The organism is Pseudomonas putida W15Oct28 (assembly GCF_000708715.2).
Classification (GTDB): Bacteria; Pseudomonadota; Gammaproteobacteria; order Pseudomonadales; family Pseudomonadaceae; genus Aquipseudomonas; species Aquipseudomonas putida_R.
Map to the genome: position 1 here is coordinate 60,890 of NZ_JENB01000015.1, position 17,197 is coordinate 78,086.

19 protein-coding genes are annotated in these 17,197 nt (G+C 62.6%); 10 read left to right on the forward strand and 9 right to left on the reverse strand.

Annotation, left to right across the window (positions count from 1 at the left end):
* Positions 1-10: 10 nt before the first annotated feature.
* From AK81_RS12835 to AK81_RS12850, 4 genes are all read left to right on the forward strand, one after another.
* Entirely contained in the window at positions 11-850 is an 840-nt protein-coding gene (locus AK81_RS12835; protein WP_043199523.1) for an ABC transporter ATP-binding protein, read from the forward strand.
* A gap of 10 nt (positions 851-860) precedes the next feature.
* Positions 861-1,637 carry an ABC transporter ATP-binding protein gene (locus AK81_RS12840; protein WP_028613317.1) on the forward strand — a complete coding sequence of 259 codons (777 nt, stop codon included), beginning with the start codon at positions 861-863 and terminating at the stop codon, positions 1,635-1,637.
* Between the two features lie 70 nt (positions 1,638-1,707).
* Positions 1,708-2,076 (forward strand): 5-carboxymethyl-2-hydroxymuconate Delta-isomerase, encoded by a 369-nt coding sequence (locus AK81_RS12845; RefSeq protein WP_043199524.1) that lies wholly within the window; start codon positions 1,708-1,710, stop codon positions 2,074-2,076.
* Between the two features lie 63 nt (positions 2,077-2,139).
* A complete protein-coding gene (locus tag AK81_RS12850; protein WP_043199525.1) occupies positions 2,140-3,954 on the forward strand; it encodes a glycosyl hydrolase family 28 protein in 1,815 nt (604 codons plus the stop codon).
* A gap of 2 nt (positions 3,955-3,956) precedes the next feature.
* Here the strand turns inward: AK81_RS12850 and AK81_RS12855 are convergent, their stop codons facing one another.
* Positions 3,957-4,703, reverse strand: a complete 747-nt coding sequence (locus AK81_RS12855; protein WP_043199527.1) for a FadR/GntR family transcriptional regulator — start codon at positions 4,701-4,703, stop codon at positions 3,957-3,959.
* A 96-nt stretch (positions 4,704-4,799) separates the two neighbouring features.
* Here AK81_RS12855 and AK81_RS12860 point away from each other — a divergent pair, with 96 nt between their 5' ends.
* Complete coding sequence (locus tag AK81_RS12860) at positions 4,800-5,528, forward strand: FadR/GntR family transcriptional regulator (RefSeq protein ID WP_043199528.1); 729 nt, start codon at positions 4,800-4,802, stop codon at positions 5,526-5,528.
* Here AK81_RS12860 and AK81_RS12865 read toward each other — a convergent pair.
* The gene (locus AK81_RS12865) at positions 5,488-6,396 is read right to left on the reverse strand and encodes a LysR family transcriptional regulator (RefSeq protein ID WP_043199530.1); all 909 of its coding nucleotides are present in this window, start codon (positions 6,394-6,396) and stop codon (positions 5,488-5,490) included. The genes AK81_RS12860 and AK81_RS12865 overlap by 41 nt on opposite strands.
* Before the next feature lie 240 nt (positions 6,397-6,636).
* On the opposite strand from AK81_RS12865, the gene AK81_RS12870 reads away from it, so the two are divergent.
* On the forward strand, positions 6,637-7,965 hold the full coding sequence (locus tag AK81_RS12870; protein ID WP_043199531.1) for an MFS transporter: 1,329 nt from the start codon (positions 6,637-6,639) through the stop codon (positions 7,963-7,965).
* A 119-nt stretch (positions 7,966-8,084) separates the two neighbouring features.
* Complete coding sequence (salA, locus tag AK81_RS12875; RefSeq protein ID WP_043199533.1) at positions 8,085-9,368, forward strand: salicylate 1-monooxygenase; 1,284 nt, start codon at positions 8,085-8,087, stop codon at positions 9,366-9,368.
* A gap of 60 nt (positions 9,369-9,428) precedes the next feature.
* On the opposite strand, the gene AK81_RS12880 is transcribed toward salA, so the two are convergent.
* The gene (locus tag AK81_RS12880) at positions 9,429-9,614 is read right to left on the reverse strand and encodes a hypothetical protein (protein WP_043199534.1); all 186 of its coding nucleotides are present in this window, start codon (positions 9,612-9,614) and stop codon (positions 9,429-9,431) included.
* Between the two features lie 230 nt (positions 9,615-9,844).
* On the reverse strand, positions 9,845-10,087 hold the full coding sequence (locus AK81_RS29430; RefSeq protein ID WP_154100776.1) for a hypothetical protein: 243 nt from the start codon (positions 10,085-10,087) through the stop codon (positions 9,845-9,847).
* A 77-nt stretch (positions 10,088-10,164) separates the two neighbouring features.
* On the opposite strand from AK81_RS29430, the gene AK81_RS12885 reads away from it, so the two are divergent.
* Positions 10,165-10,518: an SH3 domain-containing protein gene (locus AK81_RS12885; protein ID WP_043199535.1), complete on the forward strand. Its 354-nt coding sequence runs from the start codon at positions 10,165-10,167 to the stop codon at positions 10,516-10,518.
* 412 nt (positions 10,519-10,930) lie between these two features.
* Entirely contained in the window at positions 10,931-11,125 is a 195-nt protein-coding gene (locus AK81_RS12890; RefSeq protein ID WP_043199536.1) for a hypothetical protein, read from the forward strand.
* Positions 11,126-11,256: 131 nt separating this feature from the next.
* Here the strand turns inward: AK81_RS12890 and AK81_RS12895 are convergent, their stop codons facing one another.
* A complete protein-coding gene (locus AK81_RS12895) occupies positions 11,257-12,162 on the reverse strand; it encodes a LysR family transcriptional regulator (RefSeq protein WP_043199537.1) in 906 nt (301 codons plus the stop codon).
* A 98-nt stretch (positions 12,163-12,260) separates the two neighbouring features.
* On the opposite strand from AK81_RS12895, the gene AK81_RS12900 reads away from it, so the two are divergent.
* Positions 12,261-13,022, forward strand: a complete 762-nt coding sequence (locus tag AK81_RS12900) for a sulfite exporter TauE/SafE family protein (RefSeq protein ID WP_043199538.1) — start codon at positions 12,261-12,263, stop codon at positions 13,020-13,022.
* Between the two features lies 1 nt (position 13,023).
* On the opposite strand, the gene AK81_RS12905 is transcribed toward AK81_RS12900, so the two are convergent.
* The 4 genes from AK81_RS12905 to AK81_RS12920 form a co-directional block, all read right to left on the reverse strand.
* Positions 13,024-14,448, reverse strand: a complete 1,425-nt coding sequence (locus AK81_RS12905; protein ID WP_043199540.1) for a GGDEF domain-containing protein — start codon at positions 14,446-14,448, stop codon at positions 13,024-13,026.
* A 137-nt stretch (positions 14,449-14,585) separates the two neighbouring features.
* Complete coding sequence (locus AK81_RS12910; protein WP_043199541.1) at positions 14,586-16,415, reverse strand: SLC13 family permease; 1,830 nt, start codon at positions 16,413-16,415, stop codon at positions 14,586-14,588.
* A 126-nt stretch (positions 16,416-16,541) separates the two neighbouring features.
* On the reverse strand, positions 16,542-16,934 hold the full coding sequence (locus AK81_RS12915; RefSeq protein WP_016498896.1) for a glycine zipper domain-containing protein: 393 nt from the start codon (positions 16,932-16,934) through the stop codon (positions 16,542-16,544).
* A gap of 73 nt (positions 16,935-17,007) precedes the next feature.
* On the reverse strand, positions 17,008-17,193 hold the full coding sequence (locus AK81_RS12920; protein ID WP_043199543.1) for a hypothetical protein: 186 nt from the start codon (positions 17,191-17,193) through the stop codon (positions 17,008-17,010).
* Between the last annotated feature and the right edge of the window lie 4 nt (positions 17,194-17,197).

Genomic DNA, 17,197 nt, shown 5'->3' on the forward strand with positions numbered 1-17,197 from the left:
TGGAGGCTTTATGTCGTCGCTCAAACTCAACGTCGAAGCGCTCAACGTACGCTTCGTCAACGGCAAGAAAGAAATGCACGCGGTGCGCGATGTGTCGTTCACCCTGGGCCGGGAAAAACTGGCCATCGTCGGTGAGTCCGGCTCGGGCAAGTCGACGGTCGGGCGCAGCTTGCTCAAGCTGCACCCCGGCAGCACGCAGATCACCGCCAAGGCCCTGCAGTTCGACGATGTCGACCTGCTCAGCGCCAGCGAAAAGGCCATGCAGAAGATCCGCGGCCAGCGCATCTCGATGATCATGCAAGACCCCAAGTACTCGCTCAACCCGGTGGTCAAGGTTGGCGACCAGATCGCCGAGGCGTACCTGGCGCACCACAAGGCCAGCCGCAGCGAGGCCCGCGAGCGGGTCATGCTGATGCTGGAAAAGGTCCATATTCGCGACCCGAAACGCGTCTACAACCTGTACCCGCATGAAGTCAGCGGCGGCATGGGCCAGCGCATCATGATCGCCATGATGGTCATCACCAACCCGGAGGTGATCATCGCCGACGAGCCGACTTCGGCGCTCGACGTGTCGGTGCGCCAGCAGGTGCTCAACGTGCTCGAAGAGCTGGTGGTCGAGCAGCAGATGGGGCTGATCTTCGTCAGCCACGACCTCAACCTGGTGCGCAACTACTGTGACCGGGTGTTGGTGATGTACGCCGGGCGGGTGGTCGAGTCGCTCGCCGCGTGCGACCTGCAGTATGCCGAACACCCGTATACCCGTGGCCTGCTGGCGGCCTTGCCGAGCATGGACAACCGCCGCCCGCGCTTGCCGGTGCTGCAACGCGACCCGCTCTGGCTCACCTGCTGAGGTAACTGACATGTCCATGATCCAAGCACAATCGCTGAACCTGAGCTTCGGCGTTGGCGCCACCCTCAACCAGGTGCTGCACGACGTCGACCTGACCGTCGAGGACGGCGAGTCGTTCGGCCTGGTCGGCGAGTCGGGCTCTGGCAAGACCACCGTGCTGCGCTGCCTGGCCGGCCAGTACCGGCACTGGAGCGGGGCGCTGAGCATTGCCGGCGGTGCGTTGCAGCACAAGCTGCCCAAGGAGCACTTTCGCAAGGTGCAGATGGTCTTCCAGGACCCCTACGGCTCGTTGCACCCGCGGCACACCATCGACACCGCCTTGCGCGAGCCGCTGACCATTCACGGCATGGCTGATCGCGACGACCGGATCAACGACATCCTGGTCAAGGTCGGCCTCAATGACAGCTTTCGCTACCGCTATCCGCACCAATTGTCGGGCGGGCAGCGCCAGCGGGTGGCGATTGCCCGCGCGCTGATCCTTGAGCCGCGTGTGTTGCTGCTGGATGAGCCGACCTCGGCGCTGGATGTCTCGGTGCAGGCGGAGATCCTCAACCTGCTGGCAGACCTGCGCCAGCGCGAGAAGCTCACCTACCTGATGGTGACCCACGACCTGGGGGTGGTCAGCCACCTGTGCGACAAGGTCGCGGTGATGCAGCAGGGGCGTATCGTCGAGCGCCTCGACAGCCAAGCGTTGAGCCAGGACCTCGCCCGTCATGACTACACCCGCATGCTGGTCCAGGCCAGCCGCGACTTCAGCGCCGAATCGCCGCGCGCCGCCTCTGCCTGAACCCCTCCCAAGCCTGTGCGCCTGAGCCTGCGGGGCAGGGTGCACAGGGCTGCCGATCAAGGAATCCACCGTGCCTCATTGCATTATCGATTGCCCGGCCAGCTTGGCTGAGCGGGTTGGCGAGCAGACGCTGCTGGCCGCCGTGCACGATGCCATCGATGCCAGCGGGCTGTTCAAGCCCGGCGACATCAAGGCGCGGCTGAACACCTTCAGCCATTACCGCTGCGGCGCCGGGCAGGATGATTTCGTGCATGTCGCGCTGTACCTGTTCGCCGGGCGCAGCGCCGAGCAGCGGCGCAGCCTCGCTTCGGCGGGGGTGGCGGCGCTGGTCGGCCTGCTGCCCGAGGTCGAGGCGCTATCAATGGATGTCAGGGAAATGGCCCGGGAGACCTTCGTCAACCGCAGCCAGTACCTCGAGCAAGCCGCGTTGACGGTTTGAGCCACGCGGCTCGGCCGCTCAAGCGTGGCGTTATCAATGGCAAAAACAAGGAAGATAAAAACCATGCCGTATGCACACCCTGCTGTCGCTGCACGCAAACACCCACTGGCGCGTGCACTGCTGAGTGCCCTGGCCATGGGCTGCAGCCTGCCGCTCTGGGCGCTGGACGCGCCCACCAAACTCCAGGTGCCGACGCTGGCCTACGATGAGCAACAGATCATCCTGGTCTGGGAGAAGCCGGCCGACCACGCCGAGATCGTCGATTACCATGTCTATGCCAATGGCAAGCTGCTCGGTGGCAGCAACGCCAATAACGACCAGGTCTCACCGGCCAAGCCTTACATCGACCACTTCTACCAGCAGGACACGCAGAACTTCCACCACCGCATCGCCATTCACAGCTTCACCGCCCAAGGGCTTGCGCCCGATACTGAATACCGCTTCACCGTGCGTTCGGTCGATCGCAACGGCAAGGAGTCGGCCGACAGCCCTGTGGTGGTGCAGCGTACCGTGGCCGTACCGGCGCTGTTCAACGTGCAGCGGTACGGTGCCAAGGGCGATGGCAAGGCGCTCGACACGGCCGCCATCCAGCGTGCCATCGAGGCGTGCAGCAAGGGCTGCAAGGTGCTGCTGCCTGCCGGCACGTACAAGAGCGGGGCGCTCTACCTCAAAAGCAACATGACCCTGGAAATCGCCGAGGGCGCTACCCTGCTGGGCTCCGAGCGTGCCGAGGACTACCCGCGCGAGGGCTATATCCAGTACCCGTATTCCACCACCGTGCGCCCGGCCTCGCTGATCAACGCGTTGCCGCGCGACCCGCAGGCGCATCAGGCCTTCGAGAACATCCGCATCGTTGGCAAGGGCACGATCGACGGCAACGGCTGGAAGCGTAACCCGGACGTGATCGACCAGCGCGGGCAAGCCTTGCCCTTCTACCTGCCCAGCGACAACACCCGCTACATGCACGACGGCGTGCTGGCCAAGGCGCAAGTAGAGCGGGCGGTGGCCGAGGGCATGAACGTCAAGGACGCCTACGGCCAGATGCGCTCGTCGCTGATTACCCTGCGCAATGTGACAAACGTGTTTTATGGCGGCTTCACGGTGGTCAACCCGGCTTATCACGGCATCATGAACCTGGAGACGCAGAATGTGGTGCTGGCCAACACCACGCACCGTACGTACGACGCCAACAACGGTGACGGTATCGAATTTGCCAACAGCCGCGGGGCCTTGGTGTTCAACAACTTCTTCGATACCGGTGACGACTGTGTCAACTTCGCCGCTGGCACCGGTGAGGGTGCGGTCCACCAAAAGCCGCAGGAAGATGCCTGGATCTTCAACAACTACTTCCGCAAGGGCCATGGGATGATCGTGGCGGGCAGCCACACCGGTGCCTGGATCCAGAACATTCTGGCCGAAGACAACGTTTCGGACGGCACAGATACCGGCTTGCGCATGAAAAGCACCAACTTCATGGGCGGTGGCGCACGCCACGTGACCTTCCGTGATTCAGCCATTCGCAATACCGCAAAACAAGCCTTTATCTTCACCCTGGATTACAACGACCCGAATGCCAAGCTCGATTACAAGCGCTCGACGGTGGCGGGGCAGTTCCGTGACATCACGGTCAGCGACGTGAGCGTGGAAAACGCCAGCACCGCGGCCATCGAGGTGAAGGGCGATAGCAGCCATGGCGCCTATCATCAGGGGCTGGTGTTCGAGCGTGTACGCTTCAGCGGGCCGGCCCCGGTCAAGATCGATGGCCTGAAAGATTCGCGCTTCGTCGGGCTTCGCTTCACCCACACCGGGGGCGCCAACCCTTGGCAGGTACAGGGCAGCCAAGGGCTGGCCTTCACCGATGTGGAGCCTGCGCCTTAGCCTCAGGCCTCGCTGTAAAAAGCCTGTAGCCGTTGCGCCTCACGCAGGCGCGTACGGCTGTTGCTCAGGTGCAGGTACATCGCAGCGCGCGCCGCATCGACCTGGCGGCTGGCGATGGCGTCGTAAATCTGCTGATGCTCGATGTTGATGCCGGCCAGGTAGGTGCTGCGGTTGCTTTGCCCGGTGTAGGCAGAGTTCATGCGCGTGCGGGGGATCATCTTGGTACCCAGATGCTTCATGATATCGATCAGGTACTGGTTGCCCGCGGCCTTGGCAATTTTCAGGTGAAACTGGAAATCAGCGTTGGTGGTGCTGCCGGATTTTTCCGGGCCCTGCATCAAGGCTTCAAGTGCTTGATGCAGTTCCTCGACCGCCTGCGGTGTGGCCCGTTCGGCTGCCATGCCTGCAGCTTGCACTTCAAGGCTGAGGCGGTATTCCAGCAGGTCGAGCACATCGGACAACAGGCTGATGGTTGCCGGCCCCACGTTGAAGCTCTCTGGCGCCGGCATGTCCAGTACGAAGGTGCCGACACCATGGCGAGTCTCGACCAGGCCCGCGGCCTGCATGCGTGACAAAGCCTCGCGTATCACCGAGCGGCTGACACCTTCGGTTGCGATTAGCGTTGCTTCGGTGGGCAGCTTGTCGCCACGCTTGAGTGTGCCTTCGCGCATGCGCTCGGCGAAGCGTTCGACCAGCGCTTCGGCCAGGCGGCGGGGCGGTTGAGACGGGCTGGCGGTGTGCTCTGGCATTGCTGTGCTCGTGTGTGAACAGCGGCCAGTATAGTGCGTTTTGGCCCCAGGCTGCGGGTATACTCCGGGGTCTTCCGCTTACCAAGGGTTCACCCAATGGCATCCGCCGCCCCGGAAAAACGCCTGAATCTCGCCCAGCAACTGGTGCATGACCTGTCGCAGCAGATTCGCTCGGGTGAATTGCCAGCGGGTAGCAAATTGCCCACCGAAGAAGCCGTGACCAAAGCGCGAGGCGTAAGCCGTACCGTGGTGCGTGAAGCCATTTCCCGGTTGCAGGCCGAAGGCCTGGTAGAAACCCGTCGTGGTATCGGCACCTTCGTTGTAGACGCCATCCCGGCAGGTGACTTTCAGAGTACCAGCCCTGGAATGGGCGATGCTTACAACGAGGTGGCGATCATCGAGCTGCGGCTTTGCCTGGAGGTCGAGGCGGCTGCCATTGCTGCCCAGCGTGCTACCGCAGAGCAACTGGCTGCCATGCGGGCGGCGCTGGATGAGGCTGTTGATACCCAGTCTGCGCCATGCCTGCGAACCGACTTCGAGTTTCACCTGCAGATAGCCCAATGTACGGGCAACAGTTTTTTCATCGACACCATGACCCACCTTGGGCATACCTTGTTGGCGGTGGCGCAGCAGGCAATGCCGGCGTGCGATGCCGAGCAGCGGGCACTGGAGGCGCGGGAGCGCCAGCAAGTGCATGACGCGATCACCCGCAAGGATGCGGGTGCCGCCCGCGCTGCCATGCGGCTGCACCTGATCAACTGCCTGACCCGCGCCCAGCGAGCGGTCAGTGAGTGTCCGAGAACAGGTCGAACATCAACTGCCTGAGCCACCGGTTTGCCGGGTCCTTGTTGTAGCGCCCATGCCAGAACAGGTTGATCTCGATGTTCGGCAACGCCACCGGTGGCGGCAATACGCTCAGCCCAAACGGCGCTTCGCAACTGGCGGCAAACCGCTCGGGCACCGTCGCCAGCAGATCAGTGCGCTGCAAGATATGCCCCACCGCCACAAAATGCGGCACCTCCAGGCGAATGTTGCGCACTACCCCCGCCCGGGCATAAAACGTGTCGACCTCACCATGCCCCGTATTGGCCGCCACCACGTTCACATGATCGAAGCCTACGAATCTCTCCACGGTGAGCGGCTGCTGTGTGGCGGGGTGCCCTTTGCGGCACAGGCACACGTAGCGATGGTGAAACAGCCGCCGCTGGAAGAACCCCGCCTGCAAATGCGGCAGCAGGCCAACCGCCAGGTCGATGGTGCCGTTTTGCAGCCCTTCGGCCAGGGTGTCCGCCGAGTTGCGCAGCGTGCTGATGGTGCACCCGGGTGCCAGCGTGGCAAAGGCGTCCATCAGCTTCGGCATGAAGTAGATCTCGCCAATGTCGGTCATGGCCATGGTGAAGCGGCGGTTGCTGGTGCGCGGGTCGAAGGTGTCTTGCCTGGCAAACGCATCGCGCAGCGTGTGAATGGCTGTGGTCACCGGCTCTGCCAGTTGCAGGGCGTAGGGGGTTGGCTCCATGCCCTGGTAAGTGCGCACGAACAACTCGTCTTGCAGCACAGTACGCAAGCGCTTCAGTGCATTGCTCATTGCCGGTTGGGTCAGGCTCAGGTTTTCGGCAGCGGTCGAGACTTTGCGGTCGATCAGTAGCTGGTTGAAAACCAGAAGCAGATTCAGGTCTAAATCGCGTAATTCCATGATACCTCTCAGGTATTGATCGAGACGTGACGGGTATTGTTTTCAGGTTTTATCAGCGTCCCTGATACAACGCTACCCGAAACAAGACCCACCGGGTATGCCTGAATAATATTCACATCCGAAATAGCCAGTATTCGAGTGGCTGCATGTAAGCACTCTTGCGCGTTGTTCATGATGGTTCGCGCTAGCGATTTGGGGGCAAGCCCCCCACCCATAACAACTACAAGAACGAGCGATGCCATGCGAAACATCAATGCAGCAGCCCTGCTGGACGGGGCGCGGTTCAATGCCTTTCACGCGCGTTTACTGTGCTGGTGCGCGCTTATCATCATCTTCGACGGCTATGACCTGGTTATCTACGGCGTGGTGTTGCCGTCGCTGATGGCCGAATGGAACCTGAGCGCCGTGCAGGCGGGGGCGTTGGGCAGTTGTGCGCTGGTCGGGATGATGGCGGGGGCGCTGTTCTTCGGTTCGCTCTCGGACCGCATCGGGCGGCGCAAGACCATCATGGCCTGCGTGCTGCTGTTCAGCGGGGTTACCGCGTTGAACGGGTTGGCCACTTCCCCCGAAACCTTCGCGCTGTGCCGCTTCATTGCCGGGCTTGGCATTGGTGGCGTCATGCCCAATGTGGTCGCGTTGATGAACGAATACGCACCTGGCAAGTTGCGCAGTACCTTGGTGGCAGTCATGTTCAGCGGGTACTCGCTGGGCGGCATGTTGTCGGCCGGGCTGGGCATGTTGTTCATCCCGCAGTGGGGATGGCAGGCGGTGTTCTACGTGGCAGTGATCCCGCTGTTGCTGTTGCCTTTGCTGATAAACCAGTTGCCAGAGTCCATGGACTTTTTATTGCGTAGCGGGCAAACCGAGCGGGCCAGGGTTTTGCTGGCGCAGGCAACGCCGGCGTATTTGCCGAATGACGCTGATCAACTGAGCCTGGCCTCTGCGCGTGGGGCAAAAGTATCGATCCGCGAAATATTCAATGAAGGCCGGACGATCAATACGCTTGCATTGTGGGTCGCATTCTTCTGCTGCCTGCTGATGGTTTATGCATTGAGTTCCTGGTTGCCCAAGTTGATGGGCAGTGCCGGCTACGGGCTGAACTCAAGCCTGGCGTTTTTATTGGTGCTCAACTCGGGCGCGATCATTGGTGCGGTAGCGGGTGGCTGGTTGGGTGACCGTATCGGTATCGCCAACGTGTTGTTGTGCTTCTTCGCCTGCGGGGCGTTATCCCTCTGCCTGCTTGCGCTCCAGGCGCCAGTGGCGGTGCTGTACCTGCTGATTGCCGTGGCGGGCGCTTCTACCATCGGCACGCAGATTCTGGCCAATGCCTGCGCGGTGCAGTACTACCCGCCGCACATACGCTCCACCGGCCTTGGCTGGGCGATGGGCATAGGGCGACTTGGCGCGATTGTCGGGCCGGTGTTGGGCGGGGTACTGCATGGTGCGAACTTGCCTTATCAAAGCAGCTTCCTGGCGTTTGCCGTACCCGGTGCCGTCGGCGCAGTTGCCGTTCTGGTGTTTATCCGGCGTCAGGCTGCTGCCCCGGCATTTGTCGCGTTCGGCAAATAGCCGGCCGAGGGATATTCAGGCGGGTGATGCCGTTTATGGGTTTCGCAATATTTATCAATGGCTGGCCAGCCGTAATGATTGGCGCATTCCAATAACAATCAGCCCCGAGGTACCTTGCAATGCATAAAGCTACTGCGCTTGAAGTTTCCATTATTGGTGGGGGTATCGCAGGTGTTGCACTTGCGCTCGACCTTTGCCGGCATGCGCACCTGAAGGTTCAACTGTTCGAATCGGCCGCTGCATTGGGTGAAGTGGGCGCGGGCGTGTCTTTTGGTGCCAATGCCGTGCGCGCCATTGCCGGCCTGGGCATTGCCGAGCCCTACGCCAACATTGCCGACAGCACGCCAGCACCTTGGCAGGATGTGTGGTTCGAATGGCGTGACGGGCGCGACGCGCACTACCTGGGCAGCAGTGTGGCGCAAGGGGTCGGCCAGTCATCGGTGCATCGGGCCGACTTCCTCGATGCACTGGCCAGCCAGTTGCCCGCAGGCATCGCACAGTTCGGCAAGCGTGCCCAGCAGGTCGAGCAAGTGGGCGAACGCGTGCGTGTGTGCTTTACCGATGGAACAGAACACCACTGCGATCTGTTGATTGGTGCCGACGGCATCAAGTCGTCCATCCGTGACCATGTGCTCGATGGCCTGGGCGTGCCGCGGGTTTCGCCCCGGTTCAGTGGCACGTGCGCCTACCGTGGGCTGATCGACAGCGAGCGCCTGCGCGAGGCCTATTGGGCGCGTGGTATCGGCGAGCACCTGATCGATGTGCCGCAGATGTACCTGGGGCTCGACGGGCACATTCTGACCTTCCCGGTCAAAAAAGGGCGGTTGATCAACGTGGTGGCGTTTGTGTCGGATCGCACCCAGCCGAACCCGCTATGGCCGCACGATGCGCCCTGGGTGCGGCAGGCCACACAGGCTGAAATGCTGACGGCGTTCGAAGGCTGGGGGGAAGCGGCGCAGGTGCTGCTGGCGTGCATCGCGACGCCATCGTTGTGGGCGCTGCATGACCTTGCCGAGTTGCCGGGGTATGCCCACGGCCGGGTCGGGCTGATCGGTGACGCGGCCCACGCCATGCTGCCGCACCAGGGCGCGGGGGCCGGGCAGGGGCTGGAAGACGCCTGGCTACTGGCGCGGCTATTGGCTGACCCGGAGGTTTTACAAGGCACCCCGCAAGCGGTACTGCAGGCGTATGACGCTGTGCGGCGGCCGCGTGCATGCCGGGTGCAGCGCACATCGTGGGAGGCGGGCGAGCTTTACGAATTCCGCGACCCGGCTGTGCTGGACGATCGGCAAGTGTTGGGCAAGGTGCTGGGCGAGCGCTTTGACTGGCTGTGGAACCATGATCTGCAGGATGACCTGAAGCAAGCGCGGAAATTGCTGGGGTTGCAGGTACAGGCAGCCTGAGTGGAAGGGAGTGGCATCGGCTTTACCGGCGTTAGCGGATAAAGCTCGATGCCCGTCCTTTCACTGCAACGTGACGGGTTTCAAGCTGCCCGGCAATTGCCGAAGAGCTGCTTCCATCGTCGCGATCGGCCCCGCGAGTTGGTCCGCTTCCTTGTCCTTGCCCTCCATTTTCAGGCGATCACGTTCAAGGCGCAGGTTAAGCAAATTCTTCTGCAGTTGCAGGGCCGAGGCATTGTACGGGTCCATGCTTTTCTCACGCTGTGGGCGTCCGTGCCGTTGTAGGAAAAGCGGACCGTAACAGCTCGAATTTCCTGTAGAAACTGATGTTTCATACAGGAAAACCCTTCTTACGCGATGATTCCGACATCGTGCGGTAAAAGATCCTACAACCCGCATTTCCAATCGTGTCATGCAGACCAGGCCCAACTCCGCGTGGTAGCGGGCCACAATCGGTTTTTGGCAAAGCAGGCCCTCAATCAGTCCCGGCCTCGGCCTGCCGTGTTTTTCGAAACCTTATGTAGCAATTGCTGGCCTGCAGGCTTCAGGTGATCCGCATCCACCACCGCCTGCGCAAATGCCTGCGCCGCTTCCTGCGGCAAATTGTGGCCAGCCAGCGGTTCGGTTTGATGGCTGCCAGTAAAGTTGATGCCGGTAACGCCGATATGTCGGATTAGCCCGCAGAAAACGTTCTTGTGTATCAGGTGCCAATTTGTACGCATGACGATACAAATACAGTGCGGCGGCGGGTGTGCCCACCTCTGCTACGATTGAAGGTTTTCCGGCCAGGGAGAGGCCCATGCATTACGTTGTCACTGAACCCCACCGCAGCGAATATCCGCGGCCCATCCGCTTTGCCAAGGGCACTTTGCTGGAGATCGGTCCGCGCTACGAGGGCGAGCCAGGCTGGCAGGACTGGTACCTGTGCAGCTGCACAGGTCAGGAACCAGGCTGGGTGCCGTCGCAGCTGATCGAGCGGCTCAGCGTGTGCCAGGGCAGGGCGCTGGACCATTATTCTGCGCACGAGCTGGATGCCGACCCGGGGCAACTGGTGCAGGTGGTGCGGCCGCTCAACGGCTGGGTATGGTGCCGGCGCCATGGTAATGGCGAGCTAGGCTGGTTACCGGCGGAAAAACTTCAGCAACTGACCTGAGGTGCAAACCGCCAGCACCTGCTGCGCGCCAGCTCATCTGATCCGCTTTTTTTCCACAAACCTGAATCTGTAACCGTATCAGCTCAAGACCGACAATATGCCCATTCCCGCATCACAACTGTAGAGGTTCCAATGGGCAAGCTGGCGCTGTTCCTGGGTGGTTTTCTGCTGCTGACCATTCTGATTGGTATTCTTGGCACCATTCCGCCAAGCTGACTTCAACTGCGTTTTTCCTGCGCGGCCCGTCTATTTCACCTGACGGGCCCAATCCCTGACCAATTGGCCAGTATTCCCCCCGCTTGCACTGCTGGACCAGCGGTAGCTGCAAGTCATTCTCAAGTGCAAAAGCCTCGTGTAGTCTCCCGCCGCCGCTCATTCGGGCCGGTCTTTTTGCCTTGGAGTCGATACATCAATGGAGTACAAGAAAGGCACTTCAGCCATGCTGGAGTGGCGTAGCCGTTTTCTTGCCGAAGGCACACTTGATGAGCAGGGCTATGACCAGGCATTGCGCGATGCTTTGGTGCTGGAACAGGCTGGAGTGATCAGTACGTCGGAGTGGATCGAGCTGGTCAAGCTGGCCAACACGGCCTTGCTGGTTGTGCGATAAGTCGTTCTTTGCGTTGGGAAATCTGTCCACAAAAAACGTGGGTAGGTCTGTGGATAAAGTGCTGTAACCCAGGCCCGCGGCGGGCTCTGTTAAATTGAGCAGAAATTGAACAGTCATTTCAGGGGGCTGTTTCAGCAGGCGAGGCCGGCACGGCGCAATGCCGTTAGCAGGTCGCGTACCCGCGCCGGCAGCTCGCCAGCAGGGTACACGGCATGCATTTGCGGGTCCTGGCCGCTGCTGGAAGTCAGGCGGTATTGTGGGCACACCCGCACCAGCCGCCCGGCCTTGACCTGCGCTTCGCCAACCCAGGCCGCCAGGCGGGCTATGCCTGCGCCGGCCAGGGTGCTGTGGTACACAGCGTCACCGGAGTCCAGGCGCAGCCTGGGCCTGGGGCGCAGGCTGGTGATCTGCTCGTCGCGGCAAAAATGCCAGGCCTTGAGAATGCGCGGGGCGGTGTGCAGGATCAGTGCATGCCCTTCGAGGTCTTCAGGCTGCTGTGGCGTGCCGGCAAAGGCCAGGTACGTCGGGCTGGCATACAGATGGCGCTGGTAGGCCCACAGCGGGTAGCCGATCAACTCGCTGGATTGCGGGAAAGCCCCGCGCACCACGAAATCGAACCGGCCTTGCAGCGGGTCGCGGGTTTCGTCGCAGTACTGTACGTCCAGGGTGACCTTGGGGTGGCAGCGGGAGAACTCGGCGAGCACCTGTGGCAGCACATGTTCACCCAGCAGTTGCGGCACGGCAAAGCGTATCCAGCCTTGGGCGCTGCCGCTGAGCGCAGCCAGCTCGTCGGCCGCATCACGTTGCACATCCAGCAAGCGTTCGGCATGGGGCAGCAGGCGCTCGCCGGCTTCGGTGAGGCTTACGGCGTTGGCGTTGCGGTTGAGCAGCTTGCTTCCGGCGTTGTCTTCCAGGGTTTGTACCGCGCGGGTTACCGCACTGGGCGAGCGCCCCAGTGCACGGGCGGCGGCGACGAAGCTGCGCTTGTGCGCCACGCTGACGAACGCCTGGATTTCCCGCAACATGTCCAATGCCATTGCCTGCTCCTTGTTGCAGTTTTCGCAATATGGCATTTCAACACAAGCGCGGCACTTTGATTAGCCTTGCAGGCGTCTTCACTGCCTGGAACCGCGTCATGATGGATATTGCTGTGCTTTCTGTGTTCGCCTTTGCCGCTGGGCTGATCGACGCCGCAGTGGGGGGCGGCGGGCTGATCCAGATCCCGGCCTTGTTCAACGTGCTGCCCACCGCGCAGCCGGCGGCTTTGCTCGGCACCAACAAGCTGGCGTCGGTCTGTGGTACGGCCTTCGCGGCGCGCTCGTTCATTCGCAAGGTGACGCTGGACTGGGGGCTGATCGTGCCGGCGGCGCTCAGCGCCTTTGTCATGTCGTTCGCAGGCGCGGCCACGGTATCACTGGTGCCGCCCAGTGTGATGCGCCCGGCAGTGCTGGTGATGATCGTGCTGATGGCCATCTACACCTTCTGCAAGAAAGACTTCGGCACACTGCACAAACCCGCGAAGATCGGCCGCAAGGAGCAATGCCTGGCGGTGCTGATCGGTGGCGCAATCGGTTTTTACGATGGCCTGTTCGGCCCGGGCACCGGCAGCTTCCTGATCTTCCTGTTCATCCGCTTCTTCGCCTTGGACTTCCTGCACGCCTCGGCCTCGGCCAAGGTGGTGAACATTGCCACCAATCTGGCGGCGCTGGTGTTCTTCGTGCCCTCGGGCAACGTGCTGTATGCCATTGCCCTGCCCATGGCGGTGTGCAATGTGCTCGGGGCACTTACCGGCACCTGGCTGGCGGTACGCAAGGGCGCAGGCTTTGTGCGCGGGCTGTTCCTGATACTGCTGTGCGTGCTGATTGCCAAGTTGTCGTGGGACTTGCTGGCCGGTTGACTCAGACCACCTGGCGCTGCGCTTCGGCCTGCTCCACGCGGTTGCGGCCATGGGCCTTGGCCCGGTACAGCGCCTGGTCGGCACTTGCCAGCAATGCATCCAGGCTGGGGGCCGGGATATTGGCGTCGCAGCCGGCCAGGCCGATACTCACGGTAATCTGCAGGCGCTGATCGGCCTGCACCACATGCAGGTCCTGTACGGCGCGGCGCAGGCGTTCGGCGGTGAACTTGGCACGCTCTAGGGCAAGGCCCGGGAGGATGACGACAAACTCCTCGCCGCCCAGGCGGGCGAGCAGTTCATCGTTGTGCAACTGGTCTTGCAGGGTACTGGCGAACTGGCGCAGCACCTGGTCACCGACCCCGTGGCCGTGGGCATCGTTGATCGACTTGAAGTGGTCGATGTCCAGCATCATCAGGGTCAGCGGCAGCGCCTGGGCATGCTGCTGGCGGCTGTCCAGCAGTGCGTTGGCGCGGCGGGTGAAGGCACTGCGGGTGAGCACGCCGGTCAGGTGGTCGATGGTGGCCTGATGCGCCAGGCGGGCCATCAGGCTACGGTTGGCCTGGCTGACACAGGCCACCACCAGCGGGCCAAGTACCAGCATGGCAATGCCCAGGCGCGCCGACATCAGCGTGGTCACACCTGGCTCGCTTTGCGGCACGCTGAAGTGCATGAGGTTTTGCGCCACCGCCACAATCAAGGTGCTGCCGGCGGTGAGTGTCAGAAACGAAACCATGAACGGCGAGTACGTCCAGGCACACCACAGCAAGGCGGCAATCGGGAAGGCAATGGCACCGGGGCCGCCAAAGGCAATGCTGACCGCCAGCGAGACCAGCAGCACCAGCAGCGGCGCCAGGCGGATGGCCTGGGCACCACCGCGCACCAGGGCCCGTACCGAGGGCGCGGTGAGCAGCACCGGCAGCACCAGCACGCTGGTCGAGAATTGTTCGCTGAACCAGGCCAGCCAGGTGGCGCGCAAGGACTGCTCGAACCACGGTGCGGCCATGACCGCTGCCATGCTGGCCGCCACCATGGCGGCGGCGGCACAGGCGGCGAACACGCTGAGCACACCGTGCGGGGTGCGCATGCGCCGGTGCAGCCGTGGCAAGCGCGACAGCAACTGCCAGAGGGTGACCACCACGGCAAGGTTGCACAGGTTGAACCACAGGGCCGGCACCCAGGCACTGCCACACAACAGGTCGGCGCCGACCATGGCCAGCCACACCAGGCTAAAGCCGGTCAGCGTGGCCTGGCGGGGGTAGCGCAGCAGCACGCCGGCCAACACAGCATTGACTGGCCAGAACAGCGACAGTGATTCGATCGGGCGTGCCAGGATGCCGCCCAGGGTAAGGGCAAAGGTCAGGCAAAGCAGAACGACGTAAGGCAACAAGCGCGATTGGGCTGGAAAAACCATGAACTCGACCGGCAAGCGGAAACGAAATCCAGGACAACGCCTTGAAGCACCTGGGGCAATAACCCGCAGTGTGTTTCGTCAGGCCAGTTGATGTCAATCTGCCGCGATCGGTCGAGATAATGTCAAATTGCTTCTACTCCCTGCTGCTTTTCTTACAGTCCGAAGAACCACGGCACCATCACAACGGTGACCAACATCACCAGCACGGTGAACGGCACGCCGATTTTGACGAAGTCGGCGAAGCGGTATTGCCCGGGCCCCAGCACCAGTGTGTTGACCGGCGATGACACCGGCGTCATGAACGCCGCCGACGCGGCCAGCGCCACGGTCATGGCAAACGGGTAGGGCGACATGCCCAGTTGCGCTGCGGTGCTGACAGCCACCGGCGCCATCAATACCGCAGTGGCCGTGTTGGAAATGAACAGGCCAATCACCGCCGTGACGGCGAACAGGCAGGCGAGGATGGCACTGGGGCCGGCATCACCCAGCACGCTGACCAGCCCGCCTACCGCCAGGTCGATACCACCGGTTTTCTGCAGTGCCTGGGCGAACGGCAGCATGCCGACGATCAGCACCAGGCTTTGCCAATGAATGGCCCGATAGGCGCTGTTCATGTCGATGCAGCGGCCGGCGCCCATCAGCAGGCAACCGATCAGCGCTGCGATGACATTGGGCACGGCACCGCTGACCATCAGCCCGACCATCACCGCCAGGCTCAGCAACGCCTGCGGCGCGCGGGTGCGGGCTGGCGCGACCTGGTCGATCTCGGCGGGCAGGCTCAGCACCAGGAAGTCCTTGGGTTTAGTTTGCAACTGGCGTACAGCTTTCCACGGGCCGACCACCAGCAGCGTGTCGCCCAGGCGCAGCTTTTCTTCGACCAGTTGTTCTTCGATAGCGGCCTGTTCGCGGCGCAGGCCGACCACGTTGAGGTCGAAGCGGGTGCGGAAGGCCAGTTCGAGAATGCTCTTGCCGATCAGTTGCGAGCCCGGTGGCAGCGAGACCTCGGCCATGCCCAGCTCCTGGGACTGATCGATGAAATACGCCGCCTTGAAGTGCAGTGGCTCCAGTTGCATGGTCTGGCACAGGCTGCGCAGGTCGTCGCGGTTGGCGAACAGGTCGAGCAGCAGCACGTCGCCCTCGTGCAGCACGGTATTGGAGTCGGCGGAGATTACCCGTGTGGTGAACTTGTGCTGGCGCTCGATGCCGATCACGTTGGCGCCGTGCCGGGTGCGCAGCTCCAGCTCGCCGAGGGTGTGGCCGATCAGCGGCGAGTGAGGGCGGATCCGCAGGCGCCGTTCACGGCCGTTGAGCTTGTAGTCCAGTACCAGGTCCAGCAGTGTCCGGCGGGTTTCCACGCGGCCGTCCTTGCGTACTTCGCCGTTCAGCCAGTGCCGGGTCAGCAGCATGTAGCCGATGCCCAGCACCAGCACCACCAGGCCGAACGGGGTAAAGCTGAAGAAGCTGAAGCCCGCTTCGCCGTTGCGCACCAGCTCGCTGTGCACCACCACGTTGGGCGGTGTGGCCACCAGGCTGAGCATGCCGCTGATCAGGCCGGCGAAAGCCAGTGGCATCATCAGGCGGCTGGGCGAGAGCTGCAGCCGGGCGGAAATGCTCAGCACCACCGGTATGAAAATGGCCACCACACCGGTGGAGCTCATGATCGACCCCAGCCCGGCCACGGCCACCATCAGCAGCACCAGCAGGCGTGTCTCGCTATTGCCGGCCCGCTCGCTCATCCATTCGCCGATACGGTAGGCAATACCGGTGCGCACCAGGCCTTCGCCGATCACGAACAGGGCGGCGATCAGTACCACGTTGGGGTCGCTGAAGCCGGCCAGGGCCTGCTCCACAGTGAGGATGCCGAGTAGTGGCAGGGCCAGAATTACCATCAGCGCGACCACGTCCATGCGTGGGCGATTGATGATGAACAGGAAAACGACGATGGCCAGCAGGCCGAGGACCCAGAGCAGCTCTTGGTTCATGGGGAGGGGGTGTTCCTTCACACGGGGGCACGATAGACAGTAGCAGCCAGTGTGCCAGCTTGTGATGAAGGGGGTGTTGATGTGCTGCAACAAAAAGGGCCGCTATGCGGCCCCTTGGTCATGTAATCAGTGACGGTGACGGCGGTGCTTCTTGCTGCCGCGGTTGTCGTCACCCAGGTGGTTGCCGAGGGCACCACCGGCCGCGCCGCCCAGGCCGGCACCCACGGTCGAACCGGTCTTGCCGCCCACCGCGCCGCCCAGCAGCGAGCCGCCAGCCGAACCCAGGCCACCGCCGATCGCGGCTTCAGTACGGTTACCCTTGCGAGCACCTACCGCACTGCCGGCTGCGCCGCCGACGCCGGCACCGATGGCCGCGCCGGTCTTGCCGCCGAGTTGTTGACCGACAACGTTACCCAGGACACCACCCAGGCCACCGCCAATGGCGGCAGTACCGTCACCGGCGAAAGCGCCCTGGCACAGCAGCAGGCCGAGGGCAAGGGAAGGCAGAGTCAGACGCATGATACGAACCTCAAAGGAATCATCAGGTTAAAGTGCCGCGTAACGGGCGGCAGGTCAGGGGTGCAAAGACGCTTCAGCGGTAGCCGCGGTCACCGCGGTACTGACGATTGTCATCGTCATCGCGGTCATGCCGATGGTGGTGGCGATGGCCACGGTCACGGTCACGCCAGCCATCGTCGTCGTCATGGTAGCGATGGCTGTGGCAGCCTGCGGTCAGCAAAAAAGCAGCAATCAGCGAAAGGCTTGCAAAGCGGGTCATCACG